The organism is Stenotrophomonas sp. YJH_SMC_65, assembly GCF_059369475.1.
In genome coordinates this window covers 25,128-37,990 of record NZ_JCAFSR010000002.1, presented here as the reverse complement: position 1 = coordinate 37,990, position 12,863 = coordinate 25,128, and the positions used below count along the sequence as shown (strand labels likewise).

Sequence of the window (12,863 nt, the reverse complement as noted above, 5' to 3'; positions counted from 1 at the left end):
GCACGCATGCAGCTGCTGGCACGCCCACGCAGGCCCGAAGCCCTGCCGCAGCGACTGGATCGCCATCGCATCTATGTACTGCCGACGCGCTTCGGCCTGTTCGTCGCCACCCTGCTGTCGGCGATGCTGCTGGGCGCATTGAACTACAACAACAACCCGGCCCTGCTGCTGGCACTGTTGCTGGCCGCAGCAGCGATCGCCAGCGCCATTGCCGCGCACCTGCAGCTGTCCGGCATACAGATCGATGCAATCTCCGCCGAGCCGGTTCCGGCCGGGCACCCCCTGCGCCTGCGCGTGGACCTGTCGTTGCGCGACCCGCGCGCGCGCCACGGGCTGCACCTGCAGCTGGGCGCAAGCGAGGCGTGGGTCGCACTGCCTGCACACGGTCGCGGCGAAGTGGAGCTGGATGTCCCCAGCGAGCGCCGCGGCTGGCTGGAACTGCCGCGCATCCGCCTGTCCAGCACGCAGCCGCTGGGGCTGGTGCGGGCATGGTCGTGGGTGTGGCCGGAGCAGCCGCTGCTGGTTTATCCACTGGCCGAGGCACTGGCACCACCCCTTCCGGAAAGTGGCAGCGATCCACTGCACACCCGCGCCCATGCCAGTGGCGAAGAGCTGCACCAGCTGCGCCCCTATCGTGCCGGCGACGCCCCGCGCAGCATTGCCTGGAAACACTCGGCACGCCGCGACAGCCTGCTGGTACGCGAATACGAGAAGCCGATCGGCATCGAAGTGGTGCTGGACTGGCGCACGCTGGCGCCGCTGGGCCATGAAGCACGCATCGCGCGGTTGGCACGCTGGGTCGACATGGCCGAGCGCGAAGGCCGGCGCTACACGCTGCTGCTTCCAGCCCATCCCCCGTTCGGGCCCGGCCAGGGCGCCAGCCACCACCACCTGTGCCTGCGCGCACTGGCGCTGATGCCCCATGACTGAGCCTGCCGTCCTGCTCGATCGCAACGCCCGCAGCTGGACCCTGGCCAGCGCAGCGCTGGCGCTGCTGCCACTGCTGCTGCAGCTGCCGCCGGTGCTGGCCGTCGTGATCGCGATCACCGCCGTGCTGACCGCTGCGCTTTCCTGGCGGCGGGTGCTGCCGATGCCGGTGCGCCTGCTGCTGGTGCTGGCCATGCTCGCCACCATCGTCTGGCAGATGGGCATGGTGCGGCCGGGGCGTGATACCGGCTGTGCGCTGCTGGCGGCGATGCTGGCCATCAAATCCAGCGAACTGCGCAACCTGCGTGATGCGCGCAGCCTGCTCGGTTTCGCGCTGTTCTCGCCGTTCGCGGCCTTCCTGCTCGACCAGGGCCCGCTGACCACGGGACTGGCTGCGCTGGCCGCGGTTGCCGCACTGCTGGCCCTGCAACGCCTGGCCCAGGACGAGGGCCGCAGCCCACGCCTGCCACTGCACGGTCAACTGCGCGGCGTCGGCCGCCTGCTTGGCATCGGCCTGCCGCTGGCACTGGCCTGCTTCTGGCTGTTCCCGCGCTTGTCCACGCCGTTGTGGGGCGTACCCGAACGAGCGGTGGGTACACCCGGCCTGGCTGACAGCATGGCGCCGGACCAATGGCTGGACCTGATGGCCGACGACACCCCGGCGCTGCGCGTGCAGTTCTTCGGCGCGGTGCCCGAGCCCACGCAGCGCTATTGGCGCGGCCCGGTGCTGACTTCCTTCGATGGCCACCGCTGGAGCCGCGATCGCGCGACGGCCCGGCGCCCCGCCCCCGTGGTCGAAGCCGCCGCACAGGGATGGGACTACCAGATCGACTACGAACCCACCGACCGTCGCCTGCTGGTGGCCCTGGACCTGCCCAGCCGCGCACCGGAAGGCAGCAGTTTCGATGCGGACATGAGCCTGCGCAGCGACCGCACGCTGTCCGCGCTCAGCCGCTGGCGGTTGCATTCGGCGCCTCCGCAACGGTTCGACACCGATCTGTCGCCCTACCTGCGCCGTGCCGCGCTGCAGCTTCCCCCCGGCTTCAATCCGCGCACCGCCCAGCTGGCACGGCAATGGCGGCAGGAGGCCGGCAACGATGACGAAGCCATCGTCCGCCGAGCGCTGCAGTGGATCACCCGCGACTTCTCCTACACGCTCGATACCCCGGTGGCCGGGCGCGATCCGGTCGACGATTTCCTGTTCAACTACAAGGCCGGCTTCTGCCAGCACTTCAGCTCGGCCTTCGTGGTGCTGATGCGCAACGCCGGCATTCCGGCCCGGGTGGTGACCGGCTTCGCAGGTGGCACCCGCAACCGCATCGGGGACTACTGGGTAGTGCGGCGCATGGACGCCCACGCCTGGGCCGAAGTCTGGCTGCCCCAGCGCGGCTGGGTCCGGGTGGACCCGACTGCGACCGTGGCACCGGAACGCATCCTGGACACGCTGGACGACCGCTTGCAGGCCGGCACGGACACCCCGCTGCAGCAGCGCTGGCTGCAGCTGGGGCAGATGGGTGACTGGCTGCGCCGTGGCTGGAACGACCTGGTGCTTTCCTTCGACGCACGCCGTCAGCAGCAGCTGCTCAGGCCGTTCGGGCTGGATGATCTCGGGCCGGCGCAGCTGGTGGCCGGCTTCGTGGTCGCCGCACTGCTGGCATTGGCATGGATGGCCTGGCTGCTGGCCCGCGGCGAGCGCGAGCGCGACCCGCTGCTGCGCGCCTGGCACCGGCTGGGGCGGCGCTATGCGCGCCTTGGCCTGGCCCGCGCCCCCCACGAGACGGCATGCGACTGGTCACGACGGGTACACGCCGTGCGCCCCGACCCCGCCCTGCTGGCACTCAGCCAGCGTTTCGCCGACGCGCGTTACGCTGGAACTTGCACCGACCTCGCTTCATTATTGCGGGACCTGCGCAGGCATCGCCCGACTTCCGGAGCCTCCCCATGAACACCAAGTTCCTCCTCACCGCTGTGGCCACGCTGGCCCTGTCGGCCTGCGCCACGGCCCCCAAGCCGCTGCAGGGACAGTTCAGCCTGGTCTCCCCGCGCGACTCGGTCGCCACCCAGCAGGTCGGCACGCCGGTCCGATGGGGTGGTCGCATCATCGAGACCAAGCCCGGCCAGGGCGAGACCTGCTTCCAGATGATCTCGCGCCCCCTCAACGCCAGTGGCCGCCCGAACACCACCTCGTCCGACGCCAGCGACGGCCGCTTCATTGCCTGCCGCGCCGGCTTCTACGACCCGGCCGTGTTTGAAGCCGGCCGCGACGTGACCTTCATCGGCAAGATCGACGGCTACCAGAACACCCGCATCGGGGAGTACGACTATCGCCTGCCGAAGCTGTCGGCCGATGTGATCTACCTGTGGCCGGAACAGCGCCAGGTCGATGTGGTGCCCTATCCCTATGGCCCGTGGGGCCCGGGCCCGTATGGCCCGTACTGGGGTGGTTACGGCCGTTGGGGCTGGTGGTGATCGCCACCGGCCATGCGTGATCGAAAAAGGCCGCCTTCGGGCGGCCTTTTTTTCATCCACGCATCGCATGGATCCACTGCGGGCAATGGTGGATGCCGGGCGCTCAGCGCCCCGGCGTACCGAAATGCCCCAGCGGCGCACCGGCCAGCAGGTGCATGTGGATGTGGAACACGGTCTGCCCGGCATCCTCGCGGCAGTTCATCACGATGCGGTAGCCGTCCTGCGCGAACCCTTCGCGGCGCGCATATTCGGCGGCAGCCAGGGCAAGCTTCCCGATCAGGTGCGCCTGCGACGGCTGCAGGTCGTCCAGGGTCGGGATGATCTCGTTCTTCGGAATGAACAGTACGTGCACCGGCGCCTGCGGTGCGATGTCCTTGAAGCCCAGCACCTCGTCGTCCTCGTAGACGATGGTGGCCGGGATCTCGCGACGGATGATCTTGCTGAAGAGGGTTTCGTTGCTCATGGTCGGCCTCGGCGGGAGTGTCTTCCGCATTGTAGGCCGGCCGCGCCGGGCGATGCCCGGGTGGCGCTCAATCGCGGAATTCGCTGCGCGTTCCGAACGCGTGCGACAGCGTGCCGCGGTCAACGTATTCAAGCTCGCCACCGAGCGGCAGGCCCTGTGCCAGCCGGCTGGGCTGCACCTTGCGCGCGCGCGCCAGCTGCGCCAGGTAGTGCGCGGTGGCTTCGCCTTCGACGGTGGCACTGGTGGCGATGATCAGCTCCTGCACCTCACCTTCGGCCAGACGCTGCTCCAGCTGCTCCAGGCCCAGCTCGCGCGGGCCGATGCCATCGAGCGGCGACAGCCGGCCCTGCAGCACGAAGTAGACACCGCGGAAGCCGGTGGCGTTTTCGATGGCCAGGCGGTCGGCCGGCGATTCGACCACGCACAGCTGGCTGCGCTCGCGGCTGCTGTTGGCACAGGTCGGGCACAGCTCGGTTTCGCTGAAGTCGCGGCACTGCGCGCAGTGGCCGATGCGCTCCACCGCCAGCGCCAGGGCTTCGGCCAGTCGCTGGCCACCTTCGCGCTCGCGCTCGAGCAGGTGGTAGGCCATGCGCTGTGCGGTCTTCTGGCCCACGCCAGGCAGCACCCGCAGTGCGTCGATCAATTGTTCAAGCAGGGGTGCGGACACGGCGGCATGCTTTCATGGCGTCGAGCAGGCTCGACAGCTACAGATTCTGTGGCACCCGCTTGCACGGGTGCCACGCTGGCAATCAGAACGGCAGCTTCATGCCCGGCGGCAGCTGCATGCCGGCGGTGGCCGAACCCATCTTCGACTTCGACTCGGCGTCGATCTTGTTCGAAGCGTCGTTGAAGGCGGCGGCGATCAGGTCTTCCAGCATCTCCGGGTCGCTGGTCAGCGACGGGTCGATGCGCACCTTGCGGCATTCCTTGGCACCGGTCAGGGTCACGCTGACCATGCCGCCGCCGGCACTGCCGGTCACTTCGATCTTGGCGATTTCTTCCTGGGCCTTCTGCAGGTTTTCCTGCATCTTCTGGGCCTGCTGCATCAGTTGGGCGATGTTTCCGCGCATGGTGTCTTACTCGTCAAAAGAACGGATGGAATCGGAAACAACCCGGGCACCGTGCTGCTGGATCAGCACCTGCACTTCCGGGTCGTCCATGAAAACGGCCTCTGCCACCTGCTGCCGCTCGCCACGCTGGCGGTCGGCCCGCTGATGCAGGGTCTCGGCCGGAACGTGTTCGGTTTCCACGGTCTCGACCACGATCTTCGGCGCCTGGCCGAGGGCCTTCTGCAGCATTTCGCCCAGGGCAGCCAGCGCGCGCTCCGAGCGCAGGTATTCAAATCCGGGCGAAAGGCCCAGTTTCAAGGTCCCATGCTGGCAGCTGATGAAGGCGGCGTTGGCGGCCAGCTGTCGCGAGGGGCCGCTCAGGCCGCTGTTGGCGACCAGGTCCAGCCAGTCTTCGGCCGTGGCCAGCTCGCTGACACCTTCCTGCGGCGCGGCGGCATGCGCCGGGGCCGGCTTGGCATGTTCGGCCGGCGCAATGGCAATGCCTTCGGCGCGGAACGGGCGCTCGGGCGGCGCAGGCTCGCTGGGAGCCGCGACGGGAGCCGGCGGTTCGTGCCAGGGCGCAGCCATGGCGGCGTCCGGGCCGGACATCTCGGCCGCCAATGCCTCGTCACGCGCCTCGGCTTCGTCAGTGGCCCACGGCGGCAGGTCGTCGCCTGCCTCTGCAGTGACGGCAGGCGCCGGCACCTGTGGCTCAGCCTTCACCGGCGGCGGCGACACGGGCTCTTCCACCGGAACCGGCTCGGGCTCCGGCGTCGGGTCTGGTTCCGGTTGCGGGGCCGGTTCGGGCTCGGGTTCAGGTTCGCGCGGCGCGGCCTGCACCGGCGCGGCGGCCTGCGCCGCTACCGCCGGGCTGCCCGAAGCGGCAGCAGCGGCCGGCGTCGCATCGCGGCTACCGGTACCGGCGCCACCACCGGCAGCGTTGCCACCCGGCGTGCCGCCCAACGCACCGTCGACGGCCTTCGGCACCGGCGGTACCGCTGCGGCCGGACGGAACGCCAGCATGCGCAGCACGGCCATTTCAAAGCCCGCGCGCGGGCTGGGTGCCAGCGGCAGGTCGCGGCGGCCATTCAAGGCCATCTGGTACCAGAGCTGCACCACTTCCGGGCGCAGGCGCTCGGCGAATGCGGCGACATCCAGGCCTTCCGCCGCAGCAGCGCCCGGCACCAGCTGCTGCACCTGGATGCGGTGCAGCCCTTCGGCCAGCGCTTCCAGCACACCACTCCAGTCCGGCGAGAACTCTGCCAGCGCGGCTACCACCTGCAGCAGGCGCGGGCCATCGCCGTCGGCCAGCGCATCGAGCATCGCCGCCACCTGGGTGCGGTCCACGGTACCCAGCATGGTGCGCACCACGTCCTCACGCAGCGCGCCGCCGGCATAGGCGATCGCCTGGTCCAGCAGTGACAGGCCATCGCGCAGGCTGCCGTCAGCGGCCTTGGCCAGCTGCACGATGGCGCTGCCATCGGCCTCGATCGCTTCCGCCGCCAGGATGCGGGTCATCTGGCCCTGGATCTGGTCTTCATCCAGGCGCTTGAGGTTGAACTGCAGGCAGCGGCTGAGCACGGTGACCGGCAGCTTCTGCGGATCGGTGGTGGCCAGCAGGAACTTCACGTGCTCCGGCGGTTCTTCCAGCGTCTTCAGCAGCGCGTTGAACGCCGCCTTGGACAGCATGTGCACTTCGTCGATCAGGTAGACCTTGTACTTGCCGCGCGAGGGCATGTACTGCGCGTTCTCGATCACCTCGCGCACGTCATCCACACCGGTGTTGGACGCGGCGTCGATTTCCAGCAGGTCGATGTAGCGGCCGGCGTCGATGTCCAGGCAGGCCGCGCACTGGCCGCACGGGTCGGCGCTGGTACCCTGCTCGCAGTTCAGCGACTTGGCGAAGATGCGCGCGATGGTGGTCTTGCCCACGCCGCGGGTGCCGGTGAACAGGAACGCGTGGTGGACCCGGCCGCTGTCCAGCGCGTTGCTGAGCGCACGGACCACGTGTTCCTGGCCCACCAGCTCGGCGAAACGCTTCGGACGCCACTTGCGGGCAAGGACGAGATAGGACATCAGGCCACCGTTTTCCATCGGATGTTCCATTGTGCCATGCCTGTCCAGCCCCCTCGCCACCCATGGCCATGGATACGCCGTCGATCGGGGTGCTTGTGTCCGGCCGCGCCGCCCGCTAGAATCTGCGCCCCTGCTGAGGCGTTTGCCGATGGCAGGGATCCGGAGAGGTGTCCGAGTGGTTGAAGGAGCACGCCTGGAAAGTGTGTAAGCGTCTAAACCGCGCTTCGGGGGTTCGAATCCCCCTCTCTCCGCCAGACAAATGAAGAAGCCGCCCTCTGGGCGGCTTTTTTATTTGGCTGGCGGAGAGCATCGGGCGAGAGAAGCCCTGCCGGGGTTCGACGGTTCTGCAGGAGCAGAACCGGACCGCCGAAGGCGGGTCCCGGGGCGCAGCGCGCACCGGGATCGGGTGCATGGATGCACCCGACAATCCCCCTCTCTCCGCCAGATAACTGAAAAAGGCTGCCTTCGGGCAGCCTTTTTCAGTTATCTGGCGGGGGATGCGAAGTGCGCTGCGCGCGCTTCGCCCCAAACGTTGCTGCGCAACGTTCGGGCCCCTCCCCTTGCCGGCCTCTCCCCGCCCCTGTCGGGGCAGCCCCTCAACAGAGGGGCTTGTTGCTCCAGATCCATCAATGGGTTTCCGCCGTGCGGGGATGCCTGGTCGGCTGTACCTCGCAGAAGCCACTGGCGGGAGATGCGAAGTGCGCTGCGCGCGCTTCGCCCCAAACGTTGCTGCGCAACGTTCGGGCCCCTCCCCTTGCCGGCCTCTCCCCGCCCCTGTCGGGGCACCCCTCAACAGAGGGGCTTGTTGCTCCAGATCCATCAATGGGTTTCCGCCGTGCGGGGATGCCTGGTCGGTTGTACCTCGCAGAAGCCGCTGGCGGGAGATGCGAAGTGCGCTGCGCGCGCTTCACCCCAGACGTTGCTGCGCAACGTTCGGGCCCCTCCCCTTGCCGGCCTCTCCCCGCCCCTGTCGGGGCAGCCCCTCAACAGAGGGGCTTGTTGCTCCAGATCCATCAATGGGTTTCCGTCGTGCGGGGATGCCTGGTCGACCGTCCCGCTTCCACGTTCGATGGCCGTCCAACGACAGGATCTGCCCCACGTCGTGGCACCCCGCGCTTCCTGTCCACGCCCTGACCACTGGCCGTGCCGTGGCGATGCAACGACACGCTGGCACTCACTGCCTGTTGCTATGCTCGGGCCACAGGGGATTGATGCCCGCTATCGGGCCGGATGAGGAACATCAACATGCGGTATTTCATGACGAAGCTAGTGATCACCTCCGCCTTGCTGATCGGCAGCGGCACCGCAGTCGCACAGGGCGGCGGTGCGGCGCAGTTCGGCGCACTGGGAGGCACGCATGCAGGCAATGCCCTGGCGTGCGGCGCAACCCCGGAACAGGCCGCCAAGCTGCGCGCAAGCCACAAGGCACAGGCAAAAACCGTGTTCGGCGCCGAAGCAGGCTTCGACCAGGCCTATGACACGGCCGAAGCGCAGACACAGAAGAAGATCACCGATGCCTGGAAGAAGGGCCAGTACAAGCCCACCAGCGAAGTCTGCAACGAACTGATGAAGCAGGTGCGTTCATGACGCAGAAGCACGGATCGACGATGTCCGCAGTGCGCGCGAGCCTGTTGGCCGCCAGCCTGGTACTGGCACTGGGTGCCTGCAAGCGCGCTGGCGAAGCGCCTGCAGAGGGTGGCGCTTCCTCGGCCGCACCTTCCAGCACCGCAGCCGAACCATCACCGCAGGCGGCTGCGGCCACGGATGGAAGCCAGAAGGCCGCAGCGTTCAATGTTGCCGAGCTGCCCGTATCGCAGGCAACGATCGGCAGCTTCCCTTATCTCGGACTGCCGCAGGGCTACACCAGCCAGGACGTCGTAGACAGCGAATTCGATCGCGTACCGTTCTGGACCGGCGATCGCGTGGAATGGATTGAAGGCAAGGTTCATTCTTCGGTCCTGCAGAGCAGCAGCGATCACCCTTATTCGCAGCTGGAGCTCAGCCGCAATGTACAGAGCCTGGTCGAGGCCCTGGGGGGCAAGCGCATTTTCTCCGGCACCATACCGGCCGATGCATCGCGTGACATCGGCAACAGCAAGGCGGCGACCACCTATGTCGGCGGCATCGGCGACATCTACAACGAACCCGCAGAAACCTATGTCATCCATCGCGAAGATCGCGATATCTGGATTCACCTGGGCTCGGGTGGAAACTCCGGCGGCCTGCTCGTCGCAGAGACAAAACCGGTGCAGATCACGGCCAAGGTCATTGAAGCGGACACGCTGAAACAGGCACTGGACAGCAGTGGCAAGGTATCCATCCAGGTGAACTTCGCAACCGACGCGGCCGAGATCCTGCCCGATTCGGAACCGCAGATCGCACAGGTCACCCAGCTGTTGAAGGCCGACCCACAGCTTCGCCTTTCCGTTGAAGGACACACCGACAACAGCGGCAGCCAATCGCACAACCAGACGCTCTCGCAGGCGCGTGCGGAGTCGGTGCGCACGCGTCTTGTCGGCGGTGGAATCGCAGCCGAACGCCTGAGCGCGAAAGGCTATGGGCAGAGCCAGCCGGTCGCCGACAACGCAACCGAAGAAGGGCGCCGCGCCAATCGTCGCGTGGAACTGGTCAAGCGCTGATATCACCACGACGTTACTGCGTTGAAGCACTCCGGAAAAAGCACATGCCCTGCATGTGCTTTTTTCTTTTCCGCGCCGCACGGTCATTTGTTTTGCCGCGGATGCAACGAGATAAAAACACGCGGATCTCTCATCCCGTTCGAACAAGAAGCAGGCCGTGCACGCGCCCTCTGTAGCGCGCCAATATTCCGGCACCACAAGCCGCCTGCGTGACACAAATATGTCAGTTAAGTGTTAATTTCCTTAACGAAAAGCGGCGCATCTAGCTCAAATTTGACGTGATTATGTGCAGACAATTGTTAATCTGCAATGTGCATCACATTTTCAAATATTTCATTGCATATCGGAAAAACCTGACTTGTATCGTCAATTTTCTGTCGATAGGCTTGGCCCCGTTCTCGAACAAGCGACAAATTTTCGACGAACCAGGGTGTGAGCTTCCTGTCTTTACCTCGCCCTGCCATTAATCAGGATCCCCCAGCGGACACGCCGAATATCCCGCACACCCGGGAGGATTCCTGCCATCAAGGAGGAAATACATGGAACGCAGCCGTCGTCACATCCGTTTTTCCCGTAAGCAGGCCGGTCAGGGCATGACCGAGTACATCATCATCACCGCGCTGATCGCCATCGCCGCGATCGGAGCCGTCACCTTCTTCGGAGGCACGGTTCGCAGCCAGGTGGCAGGCATGTCGAAGGAACTTTCCGGCCAGAGCGCGACGCAGTCGATCAACCGCGCCAAGAACCAGGCCAACAGCGCCCAGCAGGAAGCTGACAAGACCAAGGGCATGGACGCGTACAAGAACAAGTAATACCCCAGCCCTGGCGGCATGAAGCCGCCAGGGCCCTCCCAGCATAATCTCCCTGCGCGCACCGCACGCGGCGCGCGACGGGCAGCCATGGCCTCCGGCCCAGGAATTCGTTATGCGCAGCGCATTGGCTTTGGCACGAAGCCGTGCGGCCCGGGGCGTTTCCAGCCACCGAACGGTCGCCGGCCAAGCAATGGTTCTCGGGCTGGCACTCATTCTGGTTCTATGCATCGGGATTGTCCTGCTGTTCAACACAGGGCAGGTGGTGAACAAGAAGGTGGAGCTGGTCAATGCGGCCGACGCCGCCGCCTACAGCGTTGCGATCCAGCAGGCACGCGCACTGAACTACGCGGCCTACATGAACCGTGCCCGCGTTGCCAACGAAGTGGCCGTGGCACAGACGATCAGCCTCTATTCGTGGCTGAACCAGATGCACACCACCTCCATCGTCATCCGCACCACGCTGGATGTGCTCTCCGCCATTCCCTACATCGGCGTGGTGTTCAAGGCATTGGCAACCGCCTTCAAGGTCGCCGAACGCATTCTCAAGGTCACCCGCCAGGCGTTCCAGCCTGTCGCGCAGGCGGCCATCATCGCCATCGACAAGCTCAACATGATGTTCGCCGCCTCGGTGCAGCTCGTCATCGAGGGCGTATCGCGGCTGGACAGCTACACCATCGCCAAGGATGTGCTGCAGCGGAACTCACCGCAGGCACAACTGGGCACCATCGGAACCGCGGTGCTCGGCACGCAACTGGCCACGGCCGAGAACCGGCTGCTGCAGCGCTACAGCATTCCCCGTACCGCCAACGGTGGCTCGGCCACGCAGCGCCAGGGCGCCGACCGCTTCCGCAATGTGGTGATGCAGTCGCGTGATGGCTTCAGCAAGAGCCGCAGCGATGATTTCCTCGGCTTCCTGGTGCAGTCCGGCGGCACCGACATGGTCGACTACAACCGATGGGCAGCGCTGGACACCATGGCCGTCGAGCTTCCGCTGCCATGGCCGCTTTCCGATATCGATATTCCAGTCGGCTGGGGCGGTGCGCAGGCCGTGGAAAGCTATCGCAACCAGCGCTTCCTCAACGGCTTCGGCAACGGCAACGGCTGGTACTCGGACTGGGACCGCCGCCGCTACCGTCCGTATGGCGAAGCGGTGCGCCGCAATCGTGGCGCGGCGTGGATTGTCGACCGCAGCCAGGATGCCAACGTGCGCTTCGCCAATGGCCAGCATCGCAAGGCCTTCTTCACCGGCTACAACGGCCTGCGCGACTATCACGACGTCAAGGCCGGGCAGGCACTGCAGCCCTACGCCGAGAATGATCGTGACCGCGACAAGGTCGGCCCGGTCTTCACCATCTATGCCGAGACCGCCGGCACCAGCGCGCGCACCACGTCCGGCGCCGGCATCGGCGCCCCGGCCGGCTCGCAGACGGAACTGCCGGACAGGATGGCCAACAACAAGATCGCCGCACTTTCCTCCGCGCAGGTGTTCTTCGACCGCCCGGTGCAGCTGCGCATGTTCAGCCGCGATGACCGCAAGCGTGAAACCGGAAACCTGTTCAGCCCTTACTGGCAGGCACGACTGGTCAAGACCGATGCCACCACCAAGGCTGCCCTGGCGGCAGCCGGAGCCTTGATGCCATGACGTTTGCTGTTTTCAATCGCCTGCACCTGTCGATCGCCACACTGCTGATCAGCGGCTGTGGCAGCGCGGCGGACAACGGCGAGCCCGCCGCTGCCAGGAACATGCCGGGCATCCATCTTGACCAGATTGCCGAAACCCTGGTGGATGGACGCAACGCGGCGCGCACCAGCTACCAGCAGGCACTGAGCGACTGCCAGGCGGCAGGATTGCCGACCCGCGCACTGGATGACGCCGATGTCGCCCGCCTGGGAACCGTTCGTTACGAAGCCTGGCTTTCCAGCAAAGAGGAAGTGTTCCGTACCCGCGAGTGGCGCCTGCTCAACGATGGCCCTGCGACCAGCTGCCAGTTCCGGCTGGAGGCCACCGGCCTGCAGGAGACCCAGAGCGCCTCCGGCGTGGAGCAGGTCGATCTGGCAACGGGAGAGCGTAGCCAGTCCCCCGCCGACAGCGACGGGCTCACCCGCTTTGCCGCCGAAGCCGACGAAGGCAGCGCCTCGCCGGGCTTCCAGCGCGCGGGCAACCGCAGGGTCGCTGGCCAGCCGTGCAACGTGTGGAAGGACGAGAACGGACGGTTCAGCCAGTGCGTGTGGTCGGCTGGTGCCAGCTGGGGCTTCACCCCCGGTGCACTGAACGACTACCGGCCGAGCCGCTACGCCATTGTCCTGGAGCAGGAACCCCTCGACGGCAATGGCACCCGCCTGACCACGCAGCGCATGACGGTGGGCCAACCCTTTGAACGCGGCGACCTCGAGGTACCGCGCGAACCGTCCTCCCAACGATGACCTG

The 12,863-nt window shown here is 66.6% G+C and carries 12 protein-coding genes and 1 tRNA gene; 9 read left to right on the top strand and 4 right to left on the bottom strand.

The window, feature by feature from the left end; all coding sequences use genetic code 11:
• The first annotated feature begins 6 nt into the window (after positions 1 to 6).
• From AC5P7A_RS03130 to AC5P7A_RS03120, 3 genes are read left to right on the top strand one after another with little or no spacing between them, the layout of a single operon-like run.
• The gene (locus AC5P7A_RS03130) at positions 7 to 930 is read left to right on the top strand and encodes a DUF58 domain-containing protein (protein WP_049441032.1); all 924 of its coding nucleotides are present in this window, start codon (positions 7 to 9) and stop codon (positions 928 to 930) included.
• On the top strand, positions 923 to 2,872 hold the full coding sequence (locus AC5P7A_RS03125) for a transglutaminase TgpA family protein (RefSeq protein ID WP_495219882.1): 1,950 nt from the start codon (positions 923 to 925) through the stop codon (positions 2,870 to 2,872). Before AC5P7A_RS03130 ends, AC5P7A_RS03125 begins: the two co-directional genes overlap by 8 nt.
• The gene (locus tag AC5P7A_RS03120) at positions 2,869 to 3,396 is read left to right on the top strand and encodes a Slp family lipoprotein (protein WP_014036182.1); all 528 of its coding nucleotides are present in this window, start codon (positions 2,869 to 2,871) and stop codon (positions 3,394 to 3,396) included. The genes AC5P7A_RS03125 and AC5P7A_RS03120 overlap by 4 nt, the downstream gene beginning before the upstream one ends.
• A 103-nt stretch (positions 3,397 to 3,499) precedes the next feature.
• Here AC5P7A_RS03120 and AC5P7A_RS03115 read toward each other — a convergent pair whose 3' ends face one another.
• The 4 genes from AC5P7A_RS03115 to dnaX all read right to left on the bottom strand — a co-directional run bounded on the left by AC5P7A_RS03115 (position 3,500) and on the right by dnaX (position 7,002).
• Positions 3,500 to 3,859 (bottom strand): histidine triad nucleotide-binding protein, encoded by a 360-nt coding sequence (locus tag AC5P7A_RS03115; protein ID WP_014646179.1) that lies wholly within the window; start codon positions 3,857 to 3,859, stop codon positions 3,500 to 3,502.
• Positions 3,860 to 3,926: 67 nt separating this feature from the next.
• Positions 3,927 to 4,526, bottom strand: coding sequence for a recombination mediator RecR (gene recR / locus AC5P7A_RS03110; RefSeq protein ID WP_049441038.1), 600 nt, complete (start codon positions 4,524 to 4,526; stop codon positions 3,927 to 3,929).
• Between the two features lie 82 nt (positions 4,527 to 4,608).
• The gene (locus tag AC5P7A_RS03105; protein ID WP_005408298.1) at positions 4,609 to 4,929 is read right to left on the bottom strand and encodes a YbaB/EbfC family nucleoid-associated protein; all 321 of its coding nucleotides are present in this window, start codon (positions 4,927 to 4,929) and stop codon (positions 4,609 to 4,611) included.
• Between the two features lie 6 nt (positions 4,930 to 4,935).
• Complete coding sequence (dnaX, locus tag AC5P7A_RS03100; protein ID WP_046429188.1) at positions 4,936 to 7,002, bottom strand: DNA polymerase III subunit gamma/tau; 2,067 nt, start codon at positions 7,000 to 7,002, stop codon at positions 4,936 to 4,938.
• 143 nt (positions 7,003 to 7,145) lie between these two features.
• On the opposite strand from dnaX, the gene AC5P7A_RS03095 reads away from it, so the two are divergent.
• From AC5P7A_RS03095 to AC5P7A_RS03070, 6 genes are all read left to right on the top strand, one after another.
• Positions 7,146 to 7,238, top strand: a tRNA-Ser gene (locus tag AC5P7A_RS03095).
• Positions 7,239 to 8,241: 1,003 nt separating this feature from the next.
• On the top strand, positions 8,242 to 8,571 hold the full coding sequence (locus tag AC5P7A_RS03090; protein ID WP_126411778.1) for a hypothetical protein: 330 nt from the start codon (positions 8,242 to 8,244) through the stop codon (positions 8,569 to 8,571).
• A gap of 44 nt (positions 8,572 to 8,615) precedes the next feature.
• The gene (locus AC5P7A_RS03085; protein WP_168708242.1) at positions 8,616 to 9,623 is read left to right on the top strand and encodes an OmpA family protein; all 1,008 of its coding nucleotides are present in this window, start codon (positions 8,616 to 8,618) and stop codon (positions 9,621 to 9,623) included.
• Positions 9,624 to 10,162: 539 nt separating this feature from the next.
• Positions 10,163 to 10,435: a hypothetical protein gene (locus AC5P7A_RS03080; protein WP_014036176.1), complete on the top strand. Its 273-nt coding sequence runs from the start codon at positions 10,163 to 10,165 to the stop codon at positions 10,433 to 10,435.
• Positions 10,436 to 10,547: 112 nt separating this feature from the next.
• Positions 10,548 to 12,077 (top strand): pilus assembly protein TadG-related protein, encoded by a 1,530-nt coding sequence (locus AC5P7A_RS03075; protein ID WP_495219881.1) that lies wholly within the window; start codon positions 10,548 to 10,550, stop codon positions 12,075 to 12,077.
• Positions 12,074 to 12,859: a hypothetical protein gene (locus AC5P7A_RS03070; RefSeq protein ID WP_014646173.1), complete on the top strand. Its 786-nt coding sequence runs from the start codon at positions 12,074 to 12,076 to the stop codon at positions 12,857 to 12,859. Before AC5P7A_RS03075 ends, AC5P7A_RS03070 begins: the two co-directional genes overlap by 4 nt.
• The last annotated feature ends 4 nt before the right edge of the window (positions 12,860 to 12,863 follow it).